Raw genomic sequence first — 22,904 nt, 5'->3', positions numbered from 1 at the left:
CGGCCGAGCGTCGACACCACCGCTCTGACCTGCGAAGATGCCAAGTCCAGAGGTGACTGTCAGTGGCGAGGTGCAGACTGGCCGATGTCTGGGACAACGACGTCGCGGAGGTGGTCGGCATGGCCGACGTAATGCTCACCGTAGGTACTCGCAAGGGGCTCTTCATCGGGCGACGGCGCGGCGGCGCCTGGGAGTTCGACGAGAGTCCGTACTTCAACGCGCAGGCCGTGTACTCGGTCGCGATCGACACCCGGGGCGGCACACCACGGCTGCTGGCCGGAGGGGACAGCGCGCACTGGGGCCCGTCCGTCTTCCACTCCGACGACCTGGGCCGGACATGGACCGAACCGGCCCAGCCCGCCGTCAAGTTCCCCAAGGACACGGGCGCGTCGCTGGAGCGGGTGTGGCAGTTGCACCCGGCGGCCGCCGAACCGGACGTGGTGTACGCGGGCACGGAGCCCGCCGCGCTGTTCCGCTCGGAGGACCGGGGCGAGTCCTTCGAGCTCGTCCGCCCCCTGTGGGAGCACCCCACCCGCTCGCAGTGGGTCCCGGGCGGCGGCGGAGAGGGACTGCACACCATCCTCACCGACCCACGCGACCCGCAGACGGTGACCGTCGCCGTCTCCACGGCCGGGGTGTTCCGCACCGAGGACAGCGGCGCCCGCTGGACGCCCGCCAACTCCGGGGTCTCCGCGGTGTTCCTGCCGGATCCGAACCCGGAGTTCGGCCAGTGCGTGCACAAGATCGCCCAGGACGCGGTGACTCCGGACCGGCTGTATCTCCAGAACCACTGGGGGGTGTACCGCAGTGACGACGCGGGCGGGAACTGGACCGACATCGGCGCGGGCCTGCCGTCGACCTTCGGGTTCGCGGCGGCCGCGCATCCGCACCGCGGCGACACGGCGTACGTGTTCCCGATCAACGCCGACGCGGACCGTGTCCCGGCGGACCGGCGATGTCGCGTCTTCCGGACGGCGGACGCGGGCAAGAGCTGGGAACCGCTCACGGCGGGACTGCCTGCCGAGGACCACTACGGCACGGTGCTGCGCGACGCGCTGTGCACGGACGGAGCGGACCCGGCAGGCGTGTACTTCGGCAACCGCAACGGCGAGGTGTACGCATCGGCCGACGACGGCGACACCTGGCAGCAGCTGGCGTCACACCTGCCGGACGTGCTGTGCGTACGCGCCGCCGTCGTCGCCTGAACCTCTGGACACGACACCCCACAGAGCCACAGAGCCACCGGTCCACCAGTCCGCAGGGCCACCGGTCCACAGGGCCACAGGGCCACAGGGCCACAGGGCCACAGGGCCACAGGGCCACAGGGCCACAGGACCCAGTCGGGAGGCTCAACGCACACACCACACCACACCACTCAGGAGGCCCCAACCAACCACGAGGAAGCGCACCTTGTCCCGTGAGCGCCCGGTTCGTCAACGGATCGGTCACCCTCGGTCGCCCGAGGCCACCGGGTTGATCTCCGCCGCGTGCACGGCAGTAGGGTGACGCCCGTGGCACCACGACCGTTGCATGAAATCGTCGAGCCGGGCTGGGCGAAAGCCCTGGAACCCGTGGCCGGGCGGATCGCCGAGATGGGCGACTTCCTGCGCGCGGAGATCGCCGCGGGGCGCACCTACCTGCCGGCGGGGGCGAACGTCCTGCGGGCCTTCCAGCAGCCCTTCGACGAGGTACGCGTCCTCATCGTCGGGCAGGACCCCTATCCGACTCCGGGGCACGCGGTGGGGCTGTCGTTCTCGGTCGCGCCCGACGTGCGTCCGCTGCCCGGCAGCCTGATCAACATCTACCGCGAGCTCAACACCGACCTGGGGCTGCCCCAGCCGTCCAACGGCGACCTCACCCCGTGGACCGAGCAGGGCGTCCTGTTGCTCAACAGAGCGCTCACCACGGCTCCGCGCAGCCCGGCGGCGCATCGCGGCAAGGGCTGGGAAGAGGTCACCGAGCAGGCGATACGCGCACTGGCTGCGCGCGGGCGCCCGCTGGTGTCGATCCTGTGGGGCCGCGACGCGCGCAACCTCCGCCCGCTGCTTGGCGACCTGCCCTCGGTGGAGTCGGCGCATCCGTCTCCCATGTCGGCGGACCGCGGCTTCTTCGGCTCCCGCCCCTTCAGCCGCGCCAACGACCTGCTGGCCAGGCAGGGGGCCGAGCCGGTGGACTGGCGCCTGCCGTGACGCCCGGCGGCGCGGCCTCCGGTGTGCTGGCCGTGGACTCGGGGGGTTCGGGACTGCGCGTGGTGCTGGCTGTGCGAGGGAAGGCACGGAGTGCTCCCGTGACCTCGAGGGAACCGGTCCGCACGGGCCCGCGCGGCATCGATGCCGGGCATCTGCTGGAGCAGTTGCTCCCGATGGCACGGCGGTTGACGGCCGAGGCAGGAGTCGGCGGGATCGGGGCCGTCGCCATCGGGGCGGCCGGTCTCGCCACACTCGGCGACGAGCTGCGCGCAGAGCTGCCGTCGGCGCTGGAGCGTGAACTCGGCGTGCGACGGCTCGCGTTGGTCGCCGACGCGGTGGCGGCGTACACCGGCGCGCTCGGTCAGCGGCCGGGCGCGGTGATCGCCGGCGGCACCGGCCTGATCGCGGTCGGTACCGATCTGACGAGCTGGCGCAGAGCCGACGGGTGGGGTCATCTGCTCGGTGACTGCGGCGGCGGGGCATGGATCGGCCGCGCGGGTCTGGAGGCGGCCGTCCGGGCCTTCGACGGACGCCGGGGCGGCTCGACGGCCCTGCTGGCTCGCGCGGAGGAGAGGTTCGGCCCCGTTCCGGGGCTGCCGGGCCGGCTGTACCCGCGTACCGACCGGCCCGCCGTACTGGCCTCCTTCGCGCCCGAAGTGGCCGCCTGCGCCGACGACGACCCGGTGGCGGCGGACATCCTGCGCACTGCCGCCCGGCACATCGCCGAGTCCGCGGCGGCGGTCTGCCCCGTCGGCGGTGAAGCCCGAGTCGCCTTCACCGGAGGCCTGTTCAAAATGGGTGACCCACTCCTCGTACCGCTCCGCGAGGAGTTGGCGGCGCAGTTGCCGCATGCCCGGCAGGTGCCCGCCGCCGGTGACCCGCTGGACGGCGCCCTGCGCATCGCCGTCGACTTGGCGAACGGCGAGCTCGCACTCCCCCGTGACCAGCGGTTGTTGTACGTAGTGACCGAAAAGGCGGATTGATCCGCCCTGTCGGACAAGTGCGGTTGACGCACGCCGCAGGAGGGGCGGTCTCTCCATAATGATCGCTTCTGATCCTTACGTAACTCATCAGACAAAAGCGGACGGATACCGCTCACCTGCACCCTCCCCGAACAGGGGAGCCCAAGAAGCCAGTAACATGCGGCGCCATGAGCTCCCCCACTGGGCCCGCGTCCGGCCTGCCAGTACGAATGCCGCGACCCCGCCAGCCCGGACGGCACCGCCGCCCGGAGCCCCTGGCGGCTCCCGAGGGCGCGCCCGCGCTCGTCCTCGCGGTGCCGGGCACCCCCAGCGCGGCCACGCGCAGCCTCGCCGAGGAGGTCGTGAGCATCGCGCGCTCCGAGCTGCCCGGCCTCGACGCCCGGATCGGGTACCTCGACGGGAACGACGAGTTCCCCACGCTGCAGTCCATGCTGACCCGCACCGCCGAGGAGCGTGCCGCACGCTTCGAGCAGGCCCGCGCCGCCGGTGCGGACGTCACTGAACCCGACGGGCCCGTGGCCGTCGTGGTGCCGCTGCTCGCCGGTCCGGACAACGCGCTGCTGCGCCGGGTCCGCCAGGCCGTCATGGACAGCCGTGTCGCCGCCGATCTGACCGATGTGCTCGGCCCGCACCCGCTGCTCGCCGAGGCGCTGCACGTGCGCCTGTCCGAGGCGGGTCTGGCCCGCGCGGACCGCGCCCGGCTGTTCACCGTGGCGACCGCGGCGGACGGCATCATCCTGGCCTCCGTGGGCGGCGAGGAGGCCGTGCAGGCGGCAGGAATCACCGGCATGCTGCTCGCCGCGCGGCTCGCCGTGCCGGTGATGGCGGCGGCGCTCGACGAGGAGGGCGCGATCGCGGCCACCGCCGAGCAGCTGCGCGGCTCGGGCTCCCAGCAGCTGGCGCTCGCGCCGTATCTGATCGGTCCGGAGCTCGACGCGGGTCTGCTCGACGCGGCCGCCAAGGAGGCGGGCTGCGCCGCCGCCGAGGCGCTCGGCCCGTACCCGGCGATCGGCAAGCTCGCGCTGGCCAAGTACACGACGGCGCTGGGCATCGCCCCGCAGCAGCCGCAGGGCGCGCCGGTCCGCTAGCCGCCCGGCACGCCGGTACGACAAGCACATCGAGTACGTCGACGGGGCCCGCTCCTCTCGTAGGAGCGGGCCCCGTCGGCGTACCGCGAGGCCGAGGTCAGGTCAGCCGAAGACCACGCAGGACGCCGCCGGAGCCCGGACCGAGCCGCCCCGCCGCGGCACTCCCGTGTCCGGGTCGACCGCGAACCAGGTCACGTTGCCGGAGCGCTCGTTCGCCGCGTACAGGAAGCGGCCCGAGGGGTCGAGGGCCAGCGCGCGCGGCCAGGTCCCGCCGCAGGGAACGGTGGCGACCAGCCGCAGCCCCTCGCCGACCGCGTCCGGCGTGAGCACGGAGACGACGTCCTGGCCTCGGGTGGCGGTCCACACGAAGCGGCCGTCGGGCGACACGGCGATGCCCGAGGGGTACGCGTCGCCGTTCGGGACGCCCGACAGCACCGGCGTCTCGCCGACAGGCCGCAGCGCGCCCTCGGCGGCGTTCCAGCGGCAGACCGTGACGGTGGGCGCGAGTTCGTTGAGTACGTAGGCGTGTTCGCCGCGCGGGTGGAAGACGAGGTGGCGGGGTCCCGAGCCGGGGCGCAGCGCGATCTCGCGGTGCAGCGCGAGCGTTCCGCCGTCCAGCGCGCACACCCGCACGGAATCCGTGCCGAGATCGACGCTCACCGCCCAGCGGCCGCTCGGATCGGGCTGTACCTGGTGGGCGTGCGGGCCCTGCTGGCGCGGGGTGTGCGGGCCCGAGCCGGTGTGCTGGAGCACGCTGGAGGCGGCGCCCGCGAGTCCACCGCCGGGGCGGACCGGTACGGCGGTGACGCTGCCGGAGCCGTAGTTGGCGGTCAGGACGTGTCCGTCGAACACACTGAGGTGCGTGGGCCCGCTGCCGCCGACCGGCACGGGCGGTCCGGTCAGCTCCGGCTTGTCGCCGTGCACGCGGTACGCGGCCACGGCGCCTTCGGCCGTCTCGCTGACCGCGTAGAGCATCTCCCGGTCGGACGACAAGGCCAGGTAGGAAGGATCGGGGACGCCGTCCACCGCGCTCAGGACGGTCAGCGCGCCGCTGCCCGGATCCATGACCGCGGTGAGCACGCCGAGGCCGCCCGCCGCCGTGAACGAACCGATGAACGCCCGCTGTTGCCGCCTGCCCCTGTCCGCCACTGCTGTCCCCTCTCGGTGCCGCGTCGTCCGGGGCGACGGTAGCAGCCGAAGATCAGCGGTCTAGACCAGGTCGGTCCAGACCGGGAAGGACGGTCCGGCGAAGGCCTCTTGCGGTGGCCCGCTCCGGGCGAGAGGGCCCGCTCAGGGCGGTGGGCCGACCGGGGCTGTGGTCCGGCCGGGGCTGTGGTCCGGCCGGGGCTGTGGTCCTTCTGGGACAGGGCGGCGTTCCGCTAGAACAGGGCGGCGCCCCGCGCCCGTTCGCGGGCCTCGGCGTGGTGGACGTACGCCGGACGCCGCTCCACGGTCTCGTACGTGCGGTGGAAGACGGGCGTGGCGCTGCCGGAGATGGGCGGCACGATCCACGACCAGTCCGCGCCGACCCGGCGGCCCTTGCGCTCCTCGCGGCCGAGGTGGGTGAGGAAGCGCCGGGACTCGGTGTGGTGGTCCGTGACCGTGACGCCCGCGCGGTCGAAGGAGTGCAGGACGGAGCGGTTGAGTTCGACGAGCGCGCGGTCCTTCCACAGCGAGCGGTCGGTGCGGGTGTCGAGGCCGAGGCGCTCGGCGATGCGCGGCAGCAGATCGTAGCGGTCGGTGTCGGCGAGGTTGCGGGCGCCGATCTCGGTACCCATGTACCAGCCGTTGAACGGGGCCGCCGGATAGCAGACGCCACCGATCTCCAGGCACATGTTGGCGAGCGCGGGCACCGCGTGCCAGCGCAGTCCCAGCCCGCGCCACCAGGCGTACTCGGGATGGTCGAGCTCCACTTCGAGCACCGCGTCGTCCGGCAGGGCGAACCAGCGAGGCTTGTCGTCGGTGCCCTGGATCACCAACGGCAGTACGTCGAAGGGTGTGCCGGGGCCGCCGGGCCAGCCGAGCCGACGGGCGAGCGCGGTGAGGCCGACGTTGCGCGGGTCGCCGGTCACGCCGCCGTCCGGGCGGGCGTATCCCGCGTACCGGATGAGCTGTTCGTTCCAGATTCTGGGGCCGGGGCGCCCGGGTGCGTCGGGCCCGAAGACCGTGATGAGCGCGCGGATCCGGCCGTCGCGGGTCGCCTCCCGCAGATGGTCCGCCGACGCCTCGGCGACGTCCTCCGCGTCCCGCACGTCCCTGCGGTCCCGCACGGACAGGGAGTGCCAGTACAGCCGCCCTATACAGCGGTTGGCGTTGCGCCAGGCGACCCGCGCGCCGAAGACGAGTTCCTCCGTCGTGTGCCGGTAGGTCCCCCCGTGCTCGATCTCCGCACGCGCGGCGGCGATGCGCCTGGCGGGGTCACCGAGCCGTTCCTCGGTGTGGTGGAGGGTGAGGAACTCGGCGGCGGCGCGGAGGAGTTCGTACGGTGCGGTCGCGGGACCGGAGGGGAGCGCGCCGTACGCGGTGCGCGGGCCCCCGCCGGTCGACTGCCCCCTGAGGCCCGGGGTCCGGGGCCCGGGGTCGGCGCCGACCTGTGGGTACGGTGCGCTCGGGGCCGTGCCGTCCCGCCCGCGGCCGGCCGGAACGCGGTCCAGCCACCCGCCCGGCTCCAGAGCCCACGGTGCCCGGCAGGCCCCGCTCTCGTCCTCGGCGTAGCGCTGCGCGTGTCCTGCCCTGCGAGGGACGTCCCGCATGGTGCCACCCCCAAACGGCTCGGCCCGCGGGCCGCTCCCGCACGGTCCGCGTGTTCCGTGCGTCTGATAGCCGCGGGGTTACCCGCCCGGTCCGGTGATCCACCCTCCAGGTGCTCGACAAACCGCTGGGTGGCCGGAAAAAGTGCCGCATTCCGGGGGCCGGTGTCCAGGGGCCACCGCCAGGCGTCCGGCGCGGGAAGCCCCAGACCCCTGGCGCGGGAAACGCCAGACCCCTGGCGCGGGAAACGCCAGACCCCTGGCGCGGGAAACGCCAGACCCCTGGCGCGGGAAACGCCAGACCTCTGGTGCGGGAAACGCCAGCCGCCCGGCGTGCCATGCATGTGCCCCCGGTGCGGGCAGGGTCAAGAGCCCGGCGTGCCACGCATCTGCCCCCGGTGCGGGCAGGGTCAGACGCCCGGCGTGGGAAGCGTCGACCGCCCGGGGCGCGATGCGTCTGCCCCCGGGGCGGGAAGCGTCAGCCGCCCGGGGGCGATGCGTCTGACGCTCGGCGTGGGAAGGGGAAGCGTCAGACGCCCGCGAGCCGCGAGCGGCGCAGGGGCGCGGCCAGCGCGACGAGGGCGCGCTCCAGGCCATGCAGGTGGGCCAACGCCTGCTCGGCGCCGGGGTGGTGCCCGGGGTCCGCCGGATGGGCCGCCAGGGCGCGCTCCGGGACGGCGCCGACCAGCGTCTCCACCGCCGTCTCGACACGTCGGCAGGCGGCGGTGAGGCGGGCGTCGTGCGAGGCGTCCGGGTCGGCGGCGACGGCCGCGAGACCGCGTACCTCACGGGCGCAGTCGTCGAGCAGGGCGAGCACCTGGCGCGCCCGGGCCTTGCGCGCCCGCACCGGGTTGAGCGGATGCACCAGGGGCGCGAGCGCCATACGTACGCGCCCCAGAAGTGCTTCGAGCTCCGCCGCGCGCGGCGCGGGGTCGGCCTGGGCGTCGCCCGCGAGCCTCCTGGCCGCCGCCGCGGTGCAGCCGTGCACCGCGTGGAGCGCGCGCTCGACCCACCGGTCGGTGACCGCGTGCGTGGTGATGGGCAGGATCAGTGCGACGGCGAGCGCGGCACCGAGCGCGCCGACGCCGGTCTCGGCGAGGCGGAGTCCGAGCAGCCCGGGGTGCAGCACGCCGAGCAGCCCGTACAGCAGGCCGGCCATGACCGTGACGAAGAACATCATCCAGCTGTACGAGGGCGCGGCCGTGTAGAAGATCCCGAAGACGCAGACCGCGACCAGCGCGGCCGTGGGCGCGGGGGCGCCGTGCAGCGGTACCGCGACGAGGAGGCCCGCGACGATCCCGGTGACCGTGCCGAGGACGCGCCGGAAGCCGCGGATGAGCGTCTCACCGCGCGAGGCCGTGTTGACGAAGATCCACCAGGCCGTGCCGACGGCCCAGTACCAGCGGTCGTGCGAGAGCAATTGGCCCGCGGTGAGGGCGAAGGCGCAGGCGGCGGTCGCCTGGAAGGCCTGGCGCGTGGCGGGGCGCGCGAGCCCGCGCCCGTCCAGCGGCGCCGGCGCGGCGGGCAGCGGACTGCGCCGTTCGACGCACCACGCGCCGAAGCGCACCACCGAGGACGCCGCCAGCGAGAGCGCGACCGCCGCGTAGAGCTGCGGGAGCCGGTCGGGGACGGCGTGCAGGAACTGCGTGGTGAAGAACATCATGAACGCGAAGATGCCGAGCGCGTGCCCGCGCGGGCCCCAGCGGCGGGCGTACACCCCGCAGAAGATCACCGCGAGCCAGGTCGCGTCGCGCAGCGGCGGCGTCCCGTGCAGCGCGGTCGCGAGCGCGAGGACCGGGAGGCCGGCCACCGGCAGCAGCGCGGTGGTGAGGGCCTGGCCGCGCACGGTCGGGTCGCCGACCGTGAACAGCGCGAGGAGCGCCGCGAGCCCGCCGGTGATGGACGCGGGAAGCGAGAGCCCGGCCAGCTCGCACACGGCCACCGCCAGGCCGACGCCGAGGACCGCCCGCACCGAGACCCGCAACCGGAACAGTCCCGGATCCGGAGCCATGAACATCTTCTTCACCGTCGGCGGCCCGCCCCCACTTCGCATCGACACCCTCAGGACATGGGAATGGCGCCGCGGGTCCGGTACGGCGCCCTTGCCGTCCGGCGCTGCGCAGCGCCATCAATACAGACAAGGTAAGCAGCAGAAGGGAGTTGGCTCAACAGGCTCAGACCCGGGTGAGCCATTGGTACAGTCGGAGGTGATCGCCTCAGACGACAGGGAGGCCAACGGACCATGGCCGTGGACGAACTCGACACCCGCATCCTGCGGCTGCTCCTGGAGCAGCCGCGCACCAGCGTGCGCGAGTACGCCCGTATCCTCGGCGTCGCCCGCGGCACGCTCCAGGCGCGCCTGGACCGGTTGGAGCGGGACGGCGTGATCACCGGGACGGGCCCGTCCCTGTCCCCCGCGGCCCTCGGCCACCCCGTCCTCGCCTTCGTGCACATCGAGGTCACCCAGGGCCATCTCGACGACGTGGGCGACGCGCTCGCCGCCGTGCCGGAGATCATCGAGGCGTTCTCGATCACCGGCGGCGGCGATCTGATCACCCGGGTAGTGGCGCGCGACAACGCGCACCTGGAGGATGTGATCCAGGCGCTGATCAGCCTGCCGGGCGTCGTCCGCACCCGCACCGAGGTGGCCCTGCGCGAGCGCGTCCCGCACCGGGTGCTGCCGCTGGTGACGTCGATCGGACGCGCCACGAGGAGCTGACCGGCGGGACTTCGGGAGACGCTTCGGGAACGCGCACCGCGCCGAAGACGCTTCGGGAAACCACGCCGCGCCGAAGACGCATCGGGAAACCGCACCGCGTAGAGCTGACCGTCGGTGCATCGAGCGAGCGCTCCTTGGCATCCTTGACCCCATGAGCACTCTCGGCGGCATCGCGGTCATCTTCGATCTCGACGGAACGCTGGTGGACAGCGAGCCCAACTACTTCGAGGCGGGACGGCAGACGCTCGCCGAGCAGGGCATCACGGACTTCACCTGGTCCGACCACGAGGGGTACGTCGGCATCAGCACCCAGGAGACGCTCGCGCTCCTGAAGGAGCGGTACGGCCTGGCCGTACCGCTCGACAGCCTGCTCGCCGACACCAACCGCCGCTATCTGGAACTGGCCCGCGCCGCCACGCCCGTGTATCCGGAGATGCGGAAGTTCGTGGAGCTGCTGGCCGCCGAGGGCGTCCCGATGGCCGTGGCCTCGGGTTCCTCGCCGGAGGCCATCGAGGCGATCCTCGCGGGTACGGGGCTCTCCACCCACCTGAGGACCGTCGTCTCGGCGGACGAGGTGGCACACGGCAAGCCCGCCCCCGACGTCTTCCTGGAGGCGGCCCGCCGGCTGGGGGCCGCCCCGGCGGACTGCGTGGTCCTGGAGGACGCAGCACCGGGCGCCGCCGCCGCGCACGCGGCCGGGATGCGCTGCATCGCCATCCCGTACGTCGCCGCGCAGGCCGACGACGCGGCCTTCGCGACGGCCGGGCTGCTGCTGCGCGGCGGCCAGGCCGAGTTCACGGCGCAGTCCGCCTACGCATGGCTCGCGGGCTCGGCTCCGGCGTCCTGAACCTCCGCACCGCCGACCACCGGCTCACGCCCCCGGCTCACCACGCCCCCTCGTTCACGACACCCGGAGCACGATCTTCCCGGCCCGGCCCGGCCGCTCCCCTCCGCCCGGCCGCTCCCCTCCGCCCCGTCGGGTGGTCATCCGGCCGCGGTCGCCGACACCGTCACCCTCTCGTGGTCCCGGTCGTGGTGGATCGGCGTCCGCGCGCCGGTGAGCGGAACGCCCGTCCCGCCTCGCCCGGCCGCGACGATCTCGGCGGCGATCGACAGGGCCGTCTCCTCGGGCGTACGGGCACCCAGATCGAGGCCGATCGGGGACCTGAGGCGCGCCAGCTCCCGCTCCGTGACGCCGACTTCGCGCAGTCGGCGGTTGCGGTCCTCGTGGGTGCGGCGGGAGCCCATCGCGCCGACGAACGCGACCGGCAGGCGCAGCGCCGTCTCCAGGAGGGGAACGTCGAACTTGGCGTCGTGCGTGAGCACGCACAGGACCGTGCGGTGATCGGTCCCGGTACCCCGCAGATAGCGGTCCGGCCAGTCGACCACGAGGTCGTCGGCGTCGGGGAAGCGGGCGCGCGTGGCGAAGACGGGGCGGGCGTCGCACACGGTCACGTGATAGCCGAGGAACTTGCCCGCCCGCACCAGCGCCGCCGCGAAGTCCACGGCCCCGAAGACGATCATCCGGGGCGGCGGCACGCTCGATTCGACGAACAGCGTCACGCCGCCCGGGCAGTGCGATCCGTCCTCGGAGATCTCGACGGTGCCGGTGCGGCCGACGTCCAGCATCGCGCGGGCCTCGGCGGCGGCGGTCCGGTCCAGCTCCGGACCACTGTCGCCGAGAGCACCGTCGTACGAGCCGTCGCCGTCGTACGAGCCGTCGAGGCTCCCCTCGTACGTCGTGTACGACCCGTCGCCGTGAACCAGCAGCGCTCTGCCCAGCAGCTCGGCCGGGCCCCGGGCCACCCGGGCGAGAGCAACTGTCTCGCCCTGGGCGGCGGCAGCCAGCCATGCCGCGAACACGGGCACGTCGCCGCGTGTGGGGGAGGCCGCACGTACCGGCGTGACCAGCACCTCGATCACCCCGCCGCAGGTCAGCCCCACCGCGAAGGCGTCCTCGTCGCTGTACCCGAAGCGTTCGCGGACCGTGGTGCCGTCCTGGAGCGCCTGGACGCACAGGTCGTACACGGCACCTTCCACGCAGCCGCCGGAGACCGAGCCGATGGCCGTGCCGTCACTGTCGACGGCGAGGGCGGCGCCGGGACCGCGCGGCGCGCTGCCGCCGACGGCCACGACCGTGGCGACGGCGAAGTCCCGGCCCTCCTCGACCCACCGGTGGAGCTCGTCGGCGATGTCAAGCACCCCGGGCTCCCTCCGCGGCCCGCAGGACGCGATCGGGCCGGATCGGCAGGGTGCGTTGACGTACGCCGGTCGCGTGCCAGACCGCGTTGGCGACGGCCGCCGCGGCGCCCACGACACCGATCTCGCCGATGCCCTTGATCCCGACCGGGTCGTCCGGATCGGGGTCGTCGACCCAGTCCGCCTCGATGGCGGGTACGTCGGCGTGCGCGGCGAAGTGGTAGTTCGCGAGGTCGGCGCCGACGTGGCCACCGGAGGCCTGGTCCCTGACCGCCTCCTCGTGCAGGGCCATGGAGAGCCCCCAGATCATGCCGCCGACGAACTGGCCGCGCGCGGTGAGCGGGTTGACGATCCGGCCGGCGGCGAAGATGCCGAGCATGCGCCGGACGCGTACCTCACCGGTGGTGACGTCCACGGCGACCTCGGCGAACTGTGCACCGAATGTGTGCCGTTCCTTCTGCGCCAGCGCGCCGACGGCCGCGGAGGTGTCCGAGCGTACGGTGATCCCCTCGGGCGGAATGGCGCTTCCCGGGACCAGCCGCTCCCGCAGTTCGCGCGCCGCGACGATGATCGCCCAGCTCCAGGAGCGGGTGCCCATCGAGCCGCCGGCGATCATCGCCGCACCGAAGTCGCTGTCCGCGATCCGCATCCGGATGCGCTCCGGCGCCACCTCCAGCGCGTCGGCGGCGACCTGGGTCAGCGCCGTCCGCGCGCCGGTGCCGATGTCCATGGCGGTGACCCGCACGGTGAACGTGCCGTCCGCCTCCGCCGTCACGGCCGCCGTGGAGGGAGCGGACAGCGTGGGGAACGCGGCCGCGGCCACGCCGGTGCCGAGCAGCCAGCGCCCGTCACGGCGCAGGCCGGGCCGCGGATCGCGGTCCGCCCAGCCGAACCTGCGGGCGCCCTCGTCGAAGCAGGCACGGAGGTTGCGGCTGGTGAACGGCAGTCCGGACAGGGGTCCCACGGTCGGTTCGTTGCGCAGGCGCAGCTCGATCGGGTCGATGCCGCACTTCTCGGCGAGTTCGTCGAGCGCCGACTCCAGCGCGAACGAACCCGGTGCCTCCCCAGGGGCGCGCATCCAGGTCGGCGTCGGCACGTCGAGCCGTACGGCACGGGTGACGGTGTGGTGCGCGTCCGCGTCGTACACCGGCCGCCCGAAGTCGGCGCTGCGCTCGACGAACTCGAAGACGGTCGAGGTCAGGCAGTCCGCGCGGTGGTCGAGCGCGCGCAGCCGCCCGTCGGCGTCGGCGCCGAGCCGGACGCGCTGTGCGGTGGGGCTTCGGTAGCCGACGAGCGAGAACATCTGACGGCGGGTCAGTACGACCCTGACCGGGCGGTGCAGGACGGTCGCCGCCATCGCCGCGAGGACGGCGGGCGGACGGGTCGCCTTGGATCCGAAGCCGCCACCGACGTGTTCGGAGCGCACGCGCACCGACTCCGGGTCGAGCGAGAACAGCTTCGCGAGCTCGTCCGCCACGAACTTGCTGCCCTGGTTGGAGTCGATGACCTCGAGCCGGCCGCCGTCCCAGCGCGCCGTCGCCGCGTGCGGCTCCATCGGGCTGTGGTGCTCTTCCGGCGTGGTGTACTCGGCGTCCACGACGACCGCGGACGCCGCGAGTTCTGCCTCCAGGTCGCCCTTGCGCGCGTCCGCGCCCTCGGGTGTGTACATCCCGGGGCGTCCGGCGAAGAACGCGACGTCGTGCGGCTCGGCGTCGTACTCGACCACGAGCGCTTCGGCCGCTTCCCTGGCCTGCTCCGGTGTTTCCGCGACGACCAGCGCGACCGGCCAGCCGACGTACGGGATCCGGTCGAGCTGGAAGAGCTGAAGAGCGGGGTCGGGCTGTCCGAGCGGGTTGGTGTAATTCCCCTCGAGGCGCGGGGCGTTGCCGTGGTGCAGGACGGTGAGAACGCCGGGCATGCCCAGCACGGGGGCGTCCTGCACCGAGCGGATCCGGCCGCGGGCCACGGTGGACAACACCAGCCAGCCGTGGGCGAGTTCGGGGTGGGGGACCTCTCCCGCGTAGCGAGCCGCGCCGGTGACCTTGGCGAGGCCCTCCACGCGGGTGCGCGCGGTGCCGACGGCCCTCGTCACCGCGGTGGTTCCGGTGGTCGTGGTCATCGGGCGGCCTCCTCGGCGAGTCGGGTCAGCTCGGCGACGACGAGGTTGCGCATCAACGTCACCTTGTAGGCGTTGTGGGGCAGCGGATTCGCCGCCGCCAGTTCGGCGTCCGCGGCGGCGGCGAACGCCTCGGCGGCCGCCGGTCCCCCGGTCACCACCCGCTCGGCCTCCCGGGCCCGCCACGGCCGGGACGCCACCGCCCCGAAGGCGAGCCGCACTTCGCGTACGACTCCGTCCTGGACGTCGAGCGCGGCGGCGATCGAGCCGATCGCGAACGCGTACGAGGCACGCTCGCGCACCTTGCGGTACCGGGAGCGGGCGGCGACCGGAGCCGGCGGCAGCGTGACGCCGGTGATCAGCGCACCGGGCGGCAGCGCGGTCTCCCGGTGCGGGGTGTCGCCCACCGGGAGATAGAAGTCGGTGAGCGCCAACTCGCCCGGCCCGTCGACCGTTTCGTACGACACGATCGCGTCGAACGCGGTGAGCGCGACCGCCATGTCGGAGGGGTGAGTGGCCACGCAGTGCTCGGAGGCCCCGAGGATGGCGTGGTTGTGGTGCTCGCCCTCGATGGCGGGACAACCGCTGCCGGGCGCACGCTTGTTGCAGGGCTTGGTCAGATCGGTGAAGTAGGCGCAGCGGGTGCGCTGGAGCAGATTGCCGCCGACCGTGGCCATGTTGCGCAGCTGTCCCGAGGCTCCGGCCAGCACCGCCTGCGCCAACGCCGGGTAATGGCGCCGTACTTCGGGGTGCGCGGCGAGATCGCTGTTGGTGACGGTCGCGCCGATACGAAGACCGCCGTCCGGAGTGAACTCGACGCGATCGAGGGGTAGTTCGCGTACGTCGATGAGCCTGGTCGACCGTTCCACGCCGGCCTTCATCAGGTCGACGAGGTTGGTGCCGCCGCCGAGGAAGCGCGCTTCGGGGTCGTCGCCGAGCAGGGCGACCGCGCCGGAGACGTCGAGAACGCGTTCGTAGCCGAATTCCCTCATGCCGCAGCCTCCTTGGTGTCGGCCACGGAGTCGATGGCCCCGGCCTCGGTCGCCTGGGCCTCGGCGGCGCGCGCCACCGCCTGGACTATGGACACATAGGCGCCGCAGCGGCACAGGTTGCCGCTCATCCGCTCACGGATCTCCTCGGGGGTGAGCGGTGGAGCGCCCGCCTCGGGCCGGACATCGGCGGTCACGGCGCTCGGCCAGCCCTGCGCGTGCTCCTCGATGACGCCGAGAGCCGAACAGATCTGCCCGGGCGTGCAGTAGCCGCACTGGTAGCCGTCGAGGTCGAGGAAGGCCTGCTGCACCGGGTGCAGCCGCTCACCGTCGGCGACCCCTTCGATGGTGGTGATCGCGCGCCCCTCGGCGGCGACCGCGAGTTGCAGACAGGACACCGCCCTGCGGCCGTCCAGCAGCACCGTACAGGCGCCGCATTGCCCCTGGTCACAGCCCTTCTTGGTGCCGGTCATATCGAGTCGCTCACGCAGCGCGTCGAGCAGGGTGGTGCGGTGGTCGACGGGCAACGTGTACTTCTCGCCGTTGATGTTCAAAGTGATGGCGCTGGACGTCGATGGGGCCATGATCAGCCTTCTTTCGCGTTCGCGGTGCGCGTCGAAGTCGATGTAGAGGTAGAGACACATGTCGATGCAGACGGGGAGACCGTCGCGGCTTGTAAAGCTGCCCGGTGCGCGAGAATGCCGGTCGGCGATCGGTGCCGGCCCTGCACACTGAGCGGGACTGCCACTAAAGTGAACTCTAAGCGGACACCTGTCCGCTATCAATGAAACCTAGCGGACAGGTGTCCGCTTAGCAAGGGCGGCTGGGCCGTGGTTCCGGAGGGAGGACGAGTGGGCCCCGAGAAGGACGCACCGATGCGCTCGGACGCGCAACGGAATCGCGAGCGCATCCTCGAAGTGGCACTGGTCGAGCTGACGAACTCGGCGGACGCCCCGCTCAGCGTGATCGCGAAGAAGGCGGGTGTCGGGCAGGGCACGTTCTACCGCAACTTCCCCAACCGTGAGGCGCTTGTCCTGGAGGTCTACCGCCACGAGGTGCAGCGACTCGCCGACACGGCGGCCCAGCTGCTCCGGACCCGCACGCCGGACCGGGCGCTGCGGGAGTGGATGGACCGGCTCGCCCAGTACGGCATGGCCAAGGCCGGTCTCGCCGACGCGTTGCGCTCGTCCACCGTCACGCGCGGCACCCTGACAAGGCTGGGGCACGGATCGGTGCGCGCGGCGGTCACGCTCCTCCTCCAGGCGAACGAGGAGGCGGGCACGATCCGCCCCGGGGTGACCCAGGACGACTTCATGCTCGCCATCGCGGGGCTCTGGCAACTCGATCCGCATGGCGACTGGCAGCCGCGCGCCGCGCGGCTGCTGGACCTCGTGATGGACGGGCTGCGCGCGGGCGCACCCGGACCGGACCGGAGCGAGGCGCCCGCGTCGGGCCGGGAGGGCGCGCCCACGTCGGGCGGGACACGGAAGGGTCCCGCCCGGGACGAGTACTGAGTCCCCCGGGCCGGGGCTCTCAGCGACGCACCAGCCGGGCGTGCGCGACGGAGGGCGAGCCGACCAGTTCGGCGACCCGGTAGCCCTCGACCCCGTCCCCCAGCTGGTCGAAGAGGCGCTCACCGCTGCCGAGGAGCTGCGGGACTACGGCCAGGTGCAGCTCGTCGATCAGCCCGGCGCGCAGATACTGCTGCACGGTGGCCGCACCTCCGCCGATGCGGACGTCCTGGCCCGCGGCGGCCTCGAACGCCCGCCCCAGCACCGTCTCGACAGGCTCGTCGGTGAAGTGGAACGTGGTCCCGCCGTCCATGGTCAGCGAGGGCCGCGGGTGGTGCGTGTGCACGAACACGTCGTTGTGGTACGGCGGGTTGTCGCCCCACCAGCCCTTCCAGGACTCGTCCTGCCACGGTCCGCGCAGGGGCCCGAACATGTTGCGGCCCATGATGGTGGCGCCGATGTTCTCCTCACTGCGCTCGACGTACTCGACGTCGATCCCGCCCTTGCCGTCGGCGCGATCCCGCATCGCGGCGAACATCCACTCGTGCATGCTCTCGAAGCCCTCGCCGAGTGGGTACTCCAGACGCTGACGGGGACCGGCGGCGAAACCGTCCAGCGAGACGGTGAGGTTGTGTACGCGCAGCTTGGGCATGGCCGTGCTCCTTGGGGTCGTTGTCCCTGTTCTCAACCATGCGTCGAACAGGACGACCCGGAATCGACACTCCTCCCGGAAATTCCGCGATACACCCTGGGCCGCACGGCCCCGCTTCCGGGAGGAGTGGGCCCGGCTACGCGCCGCTGGCGTCGAGCATCTCCTCGCGCTCGACGATCTTCACGCGCGCGCGGCCCTGCGGTTCGCCCAGCGCCTTCTCGGCGGCGTCCAGCCGGTGCCAGCCCTCCCACGTGGTGAAGCGGACGTCCCGCTCGGCGAGGAAGGCGTCCACGGCCTCGGGGGCGGGCGAGGCGGGGGTGTGCAGCCGGCCGTTCGCGTGGTCGTCCAGGAGGTTGGCGACCGTCTCGTTGGCGTCGCCCTTGGTGTGACCGATCAGACCCACGGGGCCGCGCCGGATCCAGCCGGTGACGTACGTCGACTGCAGGTGAGCGCCGTTCTCCTCGATCACCCGGCCGCCCTCGTCCGGGACCGTGCCCGACTCGACGTCCCAGGGCAGCTTGGGCAGTTCGTCGGAGAGGTAGCCCACGGCACGGTAGACCGCCGTGACGTCCCAGTCCTTGAACGTGCCGGTGCCCTTGACGTTGCCGGTGCCGTCGAGGGCGGTGCGCTCGGTGCGCAGGCCGACGACCTCGCCGTCCTCGCCGAGGATCTCCGAGGGCGACTCGAAGAAGTGCAGGAACAGCTTGTGGGGGCGGTCGCCGACGTCGCGGATGGCCCAGTTCTCCAGGGTCTTGGCGACCATGTCGGCCTGCTTGTTGCCCCGCCGGGTGGCGATCGAGCCCTCGTCGTAGTCGATGTCCTCGGGGTCGACGATGACCTCGATGTTCGGGGAGTGGTCCAGCTCGCGCAGCTCCATGGGGCTGAACTTGGCCTGTGCCGGGCCCCGGCGGCCGAAGACGTGGACTTCCAGGGCCTTGTTGGCCTGGAGGCCGTCGTGCACGTTCGGCGGGATCTCGGTCGGCAGCAGCTCCTGCGCCGTCTTGGCGAGGATGCGCGCGACGTCGAGGGCGACATTGCCGACGCCGAGGACGGCGACCTTCTCCGCCTTGAGCGGCCAGGTGCGCGGCACGTCGGGGTGCCCGTCGTACCAGGAGACGAAGTCCGCGGCGCCGTACGAGCCGTCGAGGTCGATGCCGGGTATGTCGAGGGCCCGGTCGGCCGTCGCACCCGTGGAGAAGACCACCGCGTCGTAGAAGGCGCGCAGGTCGTCGAGGTTGATGTCCCGCGGGTAGTCGACGTTGCCGAAGAGACGGATCTGCGGCTTGTCGAGCACCTGGTGCAGGGCCGTGACGATGCCCTTGATCCGGGGATGGTCGGGGGCGACGCCGTAACGGATCAGCCCGAAGGGGGCCGGCATCCGCTCGAAGAGGTCGATCGACACACCCGGCTCGACCGCCGCCACGGACTTCAGCAACGCGTCGGCGGCGTAGATCCCGGCGGGGCCGGCTCCGACAATGGCTACCCGCAGGGGGCGAGGCATGATCAGGTTCCCTTCGAGCGGTGACAGGCGTACTCGCCGGGAAGCCTAAGCTAAGGCAAGCCTAAGTTAGTAGCCAGGGTGGATCTATGACCTCATAAGGCTGCCTTATGGGGTAACTGACCCTGCCTTATGAGGTGGCGGGCCCCGCCCGTCGTCGGCCTGCGCGCGTCAGCGGCGCGCGACGAAGGAGGCCAGGCCCTCGGTGTTCGCCTCGGCCACCTTGCTCACAGCGGAGCGGTCCAGCTGCCGTCGGAGCGGGTCATCGCGAACGCGGCCGCGGTGGCCGCCACGAGGAGTACGCCGGCGAACAGCAGCGGCAGAGCGGGGCTGCCGTGCAGGACGGTGACGGCGCCGACGAGAGCCCCGAGGAACATCGCCGCGACGGACAGCACGCGTCGTCCGGGCTTACCGCCGTTGCCCCCGGCGGCGCGGCTGTCGGACGCGATACCGGTGATCGTGAGCGTCAGTACGGTCGTGGTCAGGTCGGGTACGGCCAACGCACGCGAGGCGGCGTTCTGGACACCCAGTCCGAGTCCGAGGAAGGCGATCAGCGCATACCGGACGACGCCGGCGTAGGGGGCGGCGGCGGTCTGGGCGACGACGTAGGACGCCAGGACGAGGACGGTCTCGAGGACGAGCGCCAGATGCAGGACCCGCCCGCGGTGCGCGCGAGCCCGGTGGGCGATGCGGCCGCCCAGCAGGGCCCCGACGGCGAACGCGCCGAGTGCCGCGAGCGAGGCCGCCAGCGAGAATCCGGCCGCGCCGGCGATGGCGAATCCGGAGAAGACGACGTTGCCGGTCATGTTGGCGACGAATACGTGCCCCAGCAGCAGATAGCTGAAGGCGTCCACCAGGCCGGTCACCACCGTCAGCGCGAGCAGCAACGGCGGGAGCGGGCCGTGCCGGTCCCTCCTGTCGGGGACCACGGTGGTCCAGGCGTCCTGCAGTGCGACGAACATGGCGGTACTCCGATTCACGATTCACGATTCGCGAGGCCCGGGGAGCGGAGTTGTTCCGGCGTCGCCGGTTGCCTTCCGACTGTCGCCGCGTGCCCCGGCGGTCGTGGTTGCCTTCCGACTGTCGCCGGCGTGTCCCGGCAGTCGCCGAGTTGCCTCCCGGCGGTCGCCGGCTTGGGTCCCGGCGCCGGCCAGGCACGTCCCGGCAGTCGCCGCTGTGTCCCGGCCTTCTCCTACAGCCTCCGGCCGTCTCGGCGTTCTGTCCAACATATGGATCTGAGCTCAGCGATCGCTCATAGCGATCGACGAGCTCAGCGAACGGTCATGACGATCGGTCCTGGGCTACCGCCCGACGATGTCGAGGAACGCGGCGGCGGCGGGGGCCAGACGCTTGCTGTCGTAGACCACCGATACGTGGTGCACCGCGGCCTCGTCCGCCAGGCGCAGCACCCGGGCGCGGGCGGGCAGAACACCGAGTCCGACCCCGCGGACGGCCCAGCGCGGCACGACGGTGACGCCGACTCCGCGCGCGGCCAGCCTGATCATGTCGTGCAGCTGGCCCACCTCGAAGTGCCGGCCCGGTTCCACGCCGGCGCGCGCGAAGGCGGCCTCGACCTGGCGGCGCAGTCCGGTGCCCTCCGTGAACTGGATGAGCTGGTGACTCTGCGGCAGCTCGGCGAGGTCGATCACCTCGCGGTCCGCCAGGGCGTGATCCGACGGCACGATCACCACGAGAGGATCACGGCCGAGGACCAGGTGATCGAGGCCCCCCGGCACCTGCGGCGACGCAAGGCCCACCACGGCGACGTCCAGGCCGCCGGAGAGAACGGCGGCGGCCATCTCGGAGCTCGGCCCGTTGACCAAGTGGAAGTCGATGCCGGGGTGAAGGGCGTGGTACTCGGCCATCACCTCGACCATGTCGATCGCACCGGCGAGCGTCTGGACCAGTCCCAGCCGCAGTCGCCCCCGGCGCAGTCCCGCCAGGTCGTCGAGGGCGGCCTGTGCGTTGTCGACATCGGCCAGGATGCGCCGGGCCAGCGGTTCGAGCAGTTCACCGGCGGCCGTCAGACGCACCGCGCGGCTGGTGCGGCTGAACAGCGCGGTTCCGACGTCCTTCTCCAGCCGGGCGATCTGCTGGCTGAGCGCGGACTGGGCGACGTAGCAGCTCGCGGCGGCCTGGGTGAAGTTGCGGGTCTCGGCGACGGCGAGGAAGTACTTCAGATGGCGCAGATCCATCTCTCGTACCGATCGATTCAGGCGAGGAGCACATGCTGGACCGATCTATTGTCACCCCGGTCGGCCGTCGGGCTCCCGAGGCAAGCGGGTGGTCAGTACTCCAGTTCGGGCCGCAGCGGACCGCCGACCTCGTGCAGGTGCCGCAGCACTTGGCCGTAGGAGCGGACGAGCCCGGTCTCGTAGTAGGCGATGCCGTGCCGGGCGCAGAAGGTGCGGACGAGTTCTTGGGCATGGCGCAGGCTGGGCCGCGGCATGGAGGGGAACAGATGGTGTTCGATCTGGTAGTTCAGCCCGCCCAACGCGAAGTCGGTGAAGCGGCGACCTCGGATGTTGCGCGACGTCAGCACCTGCCGCCGTAGGAAATCGATCTTGTCGTCCTTGGCGAATATGGGCATGCCCTTGTGATTGGGGGCGAACGAGCACCCCATGTACAGCCCGAACAACCCTTGATGCACGACGAGGAAGCACACGGCCTGGACGGGAGACAGCACCCAGAACACGGCGGCGAGATAGCCGCCGAGATGCGCCGCCAGCAGGCCCCCCTCGACCAGTCTGGTCGTCCGCGACGCAGGAGAACCGGTGCGGTCGAACAGCGCCTGCACGCCCGCGACGTGCAGATTGAGTCCTTCCAGGAGCAGCATGGGGAAGAACAGCCAGGCCTGGTGACGCGTCAGCCAGGCGTACGGTCCGCGGCGGGAGCGGGTGTCGTCCAGGGTGAAGGTGATCGCGCCGTTGGCGATGTCGGGGTCGCGGTCGACGTGGTTGGGGTGGGCGTGGTGCCGAGTGTGCTTGGAGATCCACCAGCCGTAGCTGAGACCGACCAGCAGGTTGCCGTGCAAGCGGCCCAGCAGGTTGTTGACGCGCTTGGTGGCCGCGATCTGCTGGTGGCCGGCGTCGTGCCCGAGGAACGCGGTCTGGGTGAACATCACCGCGAGGAAGGCGGCGGTCAGCAGCTGCCACCAGGACGGCCCGAGCAGGGCGAACGCGGCCCATCCGGCAACCAGCAGGAGCAGGTTCGCCCCGACCTTCACGGAGTAGTAGCCGGGTCGCCTCGCCAGCAGCCCGCTCCGCTTCACCGCGCGGGACAGCGCTGCGTAGTCGCTGCCCCGGCCACCGCCGGGCGGGGGATTCGTCGTCTCGGCGTGATCCGCCGGATCGGCGCCCGTGATGATGTCAGTGGTCACAGTCTTCCTTTCGGAGTGCACAGGCCGTGCTGATCGCACGCTCGTGCGCTGCGGGCTGCTGGTCATTCGCCGTCGAAGATGACCCCGAAAGGAGCGAAGCGTCCGCGCGGGAACTCCGCGGGCGCTTCCACGTTCGCAAACCTCAACTACAACCTGTGGCTCCAACGAGCGGGTCAGTGGGAACGTTCCCTGCCTCTCCCCCGGTCTCCCACGGTCTCTCCCTCGGTATCCCATTGGCGGTGTGTGACCGCGGCTGCGAGCACGGTTGCTGCAAGCTGCGAGGTCCGGACGGGAGTACGGTTGCCGTACCGCATCCCGTCCCCGCGCCCCGCGGTAGCGGATTTCCCCAGTCCCCTGAGGTGCTTCCGACTCTTCCTGAGGTGTTTCCGCGCCTTCCCGAGGCGTTTCCGACGTATTCGGCAGCGCGCGCACCCTGGATCGATCAAGAGGACGTGGAACGCATGTATTCACAGGACGCGATCTCCGGCCGCCGCCGCAGCGGCGGTGGCCGCCCCGAACCGACCCCCGAGATGATCTCCGGTCTGGCCTGCCTCATCTGCGGCACCGACTACCGGAACGCCCCGGACGCCGACGTGATGGTGGTGTCCCACCGCGACGACGCGCAACTGCTCGCCTGCCGCGGGACATGCGCCCGGCTGGCGAGCGGCTCACCCACGGGTCTGGACGAGACGCCCCTTCCGCTGGACGAACGGATGCGCAGACACCAGGCCGCCGACCGCTCCTGACCCGGCTACCCGGATCGGGCGTCCGGCGGCCGACGCCGCCCCGACGCATGGCGCGACATCGTCGGCGCAGACCTCTGCGCCGACG

General features: G+C 72.3%; 20 protein-coding genes. 8 read left to right on the top strand and 12 right to left on the bottom strand.

Going from position 1 to position 22,904, the window contains the following annotated elements:
- Nucleotides 1-62 precede the first annotated feature (62 nt).
- The 4 genes from ACFVXA_RS18615 to ACFVXA_RS18600 all read left to right on the top strand — a co-directional run bounded on the left by ACFVXA_RS18615 (nt 63) and on the right by ACFVXA_RS18600 (nt 4,260).
- Nucleotides 63-1,205, top strand: a complete 1,143-nt coding sequence (locus ACFVXA_RS18615) for a WD40/YVTN/BNR-like repeat-containing protein (protein WP_390025646.1) — start codon at nt 63-65, stop codon at nt 1,203-1,205.
- Between the two features lie 306 nt (nt 1,206-1,511).
- Nucleotides 1,512-2,189, top strand: coding sequence for a uracil-DNA glycosylase (locus tag ACFVXA_RS18610; protein ID WP_383744787.1), 678 nt, complete (start codon nt 1,512-1,514; stop codon nt 2,187-2,189).
- Entirely contained in the window at nt 2,186-3,172 is a 987-nt protein-coding gene (locus tag ACFVXA_RS18605; protein ID WP_383744789.1) for an N-acetylglucosamine kinase, read from the top strand. Before ACFVXA_RS18610 ends, ACFVXA_RS18605 begins: the two co-directional genes overlap by 4 nt.
- A gap of 167 nt (nt 3,173-3,339) precedes the next feature.
- The gene (locus ACFVXA_RS18600; RefSeq protein WP_362015347.1) at nt 3,340-4,260 is read left to right on the top strand and encodes a hypothetical protein; all 921 of its coding nucleotides are present in this window, start codon (nt 3,340-3,342) and stop codon (nt 4,258-4,260) included.
- A gap of 102 nt (nt 4,261-4,362) precedes the next feature.
- Here ACFVXA_RS18600 and ACFVXA_RS18595 read toward each other — a convergent pair whose 3' ends face one another.
- The 3 genes from ACFVXA_RS18595 to ACFVXA_RS18585 all read right to left on the bottom strand — a co-directional run bounded on the left by ACFVXA_RS18595 (nt 4,363) and on the right by ACFVXA_RS18585 (nt 9,027).
- Nucleotides 4,363-5,409 carry a lactonase family protein gene (locus tag ACFVXA_RS18595; protein ID WP_390025644.1) on the bottom strand — a complete coding sequence of 349 codons (1,047 nt, stop codon included), beginning with the start codon at nt 5,407-5,409 and terminating at the stop codon, nt 4,363-4,365.
- Nucleotides 5,410-5,639: 230 nt separating this feature from the next.
- The gene (locus ACFVXA_RS18590) at nt 5,640-7,013 is read right to left on the bottom strand and encodes a nitric oxide synthase oxygenase (RefSeq protein WP_390025642.1); all 1,374 of its coding nucleotides are present in this window, start codon (nt 7,011-7,013) and stop codon (nt 5,640-5,642) included.
- A 526-nt stretch (nt 7,014-7,539) separates the two neighbouring features.
- Entirely contained in the window at nt 7,540-9,027 is a 1,488-nt protein-coding gene (locus tag ACFVXA_RS18585) for an FUSC family protein (protein ID WP_362015339.1), read from the bottom strand.
- Between the two features lie 225 nt (nt 9,028-9,252).
- Between ACFVXA_RS18585 and ACFVXA_RS18580 the strand changes: the two genes are divergently transcribed.
- Nucleotides 9,253-9,729 (top strand): Lrp/AsnC family transcriptional regulator, encoded by a 477-nt coding sequence (locus tag ACFVXA_RS18580; RefSeq protein ID WP_362015336.1) that lies wholly within the window; start codon nt 9,253-9,255, stop codon nt 9,727-9,729.
- A gap of 151 nt (nt 9,730-9,880) precedes the next feature.
- Nucleotides 9,881-10,576, top strand: a complete 696-nt coding sequence (locus ACFVXA_RS18575) for an HAD family hydrolase (protein WP_384020749.1) — start codon at nt 9,881-9,883, stop codon at nt 10,574-10,576.
- Between the two features lie 137 nt (nt 10,577-10,713).
- Here the strand turns inward: ACFVXA_RS18575 and ACFVXA_RS18570 are convergent, their stop codons facing one another.
- Genes ACFVXA_RS18570 through ACFVXA_RS18555 form a run of 4 tightly spaced genes read right to left on the bottom strand, consistent with a single transcriptional unit; the run spans nt 10,714 to nt 15,617 of the window.
- The gene (locus ACFVXA_RS18570) at nt 10,714-11,931 is read right to left on the bottom strand and encodes an XdhC family protein (protein WP_390025640.1); all 1,218 of its coding nucleotides are present in this window, start codon (nt 11,929-11,931) and stop codon (nt 10,714-10,716) included.
- Nucleotides 11,924-14,047: a xanthine dehydrogenase family protein molybdopterin-binding subunit gene (locus tag ACFVXA_RS18565; RefSeq protein WP_362015327.1), complete on the bottom strand. Its 2,124-nt coding sequence runs from the start codon at nt 14,045-14,047 to the stop codon at nt 11,924-11,926. The genes ACFVXA_RS18570 and ACFVXA_RS18565 overlap by 8 nt, the downstream gene beginning before the upstream one ends.
- Nucleotides 14,044-15,036 (bottom strand): FAD binding domain-containing protein, encoded by a 993-nt coding sequence (locus ACFVXA_RS18560; protein ID WP_390025638.1) that lies wholly within the window; start codon nt 15,034-15,036, stop codon nt 14,044-14,046. The genes ACFVXA_RS18565 and ACFVXA_RS18560 overlap by 4 nt, the downstream gene beginning before the upstream one ends.
- Entirely contained in the window at nt 15,033-15,617 is a 585-nt protein-coding gene (locus ACFVXA_RS18555) for a (2Fe-2S)-binding protein (RefSeq protein WP_383904829.1), read from the bottom strand. Before ACFVXA_RS18555 ends, ACFVXA_RS18560 begins: the two co-directional genes overlap by 4 nt.
- A 291-nt stretch (nt 15,618-15,908) precedes the next feature.
- On the opposite strand from ACFVXA_RS18555, the gene ACFVXA_RS18550 reads away from it, so the two are divergent.
- Entirely contained in the window at nt 15,909-16,547 is a 639-nt protein-coding gene (locus ACFVXA_RS18550; RefSeq protein WP_390025636.1) for a TetR/AcrR family transcriptional regulator, read from the top strand.
- Between the two features lie 19 nt (nt 16,548-16,566).
- Here the strand turns inward: ACFVXA_RS18550 and ACFVXA_RS18545 are convergent, their stop codons facing one another.
- From ACFVXA_RS18545 to ACFVXA_RS18525, 5 genes are all read right to left on the bottom strand, one after another.
- Complete coding sequence (locus tag ACFVXA_RS18545; RefSeq protein ID WP_390025634.1) at nt 16,567-17,196, bottom strand: dihydrofolate reductase family protein; 630 nt, start codon at nt 17,194-17,196, stop codon at nt 16,567-16,569.
- A 136-nt stretch (nt 17,197-17,332) separates the two neighbouring features.
- A complete protein-coding gene (locus ACFVXA_RS18540) occupies nt 17,333-18,697 on the bottom strand; it encodes an FAD-dependent oxidoreductase (RefSeq protein ID WP_384020758.1) in 1,365 nt (454 codons plus the stop codon).
- Nucleotides 18,698-18,921: 224 nt separating this feature from the next.
- Nucleotides 18,922-19,656, bottom strand: coding sequence for a YoaK family protein (locus ACFVXA_RS18535; RefSeq protein WP_390025632.1), 735 nt, complete (start codon nt 19,654-19,656; stop codon nt 18,922-18,924).
- Between the two features lie 339 nt (nt 19,657-19,995).
- A complete protein-coding gene (locus ACFVXA_RS18530) occupies nt 19,996-20,889 on the bottom strand; it encodes a LysR family transcriptional regulator (protein WP_383744817.1) in 894 nt (297 codons plus the stop codon).
- Between the two features lie 92 nt (nt 20,890-20,981).
- Nucleotides 20,982-22,073: a fatty acid desaturase family protein gene (locus ACFVXA_RS18525; protein WP_383744820.1), complete on the bottom strand. Its 1,092-nt coding sequence runs from the start codon at nt 22,071-22,073 to the stop codon at nt 20,982-20,984.
- Between the two features lie 461 nt (nt 22,074-22,534).
- On the opposite strand from ACFVXA_RS18525, the gene ACFVXA_RS18520 reads away from it, so the two are divergent.
- Nucleotides 22,535-22,819, top strand: a complete 285-nt coding sequence (locus tag ACFVXA_RS18520; RefSeq protein WP_389745330.1) for a hypothetical protein — start codon at nt 22,535-22,537, stop codon at nt 22,817-22,819.
- Nucleotides 22,820-22,904 lie beyond the last annotated feature (85 nt).

The sequence above is a fragment of the Streptomyces sp. NPDC058246 genome (genome assembly GCF_042881985.1).
Lineage (GTDB): Bacteria > Actinomycetota > Actinomycetes > Streptomycetales > Streptomycetaceae > Streptomyces.
Note: the sequence above shows the minus strand (reverse complement) of the source record. Positions and strands in the feature narration are given on the sequence as shown.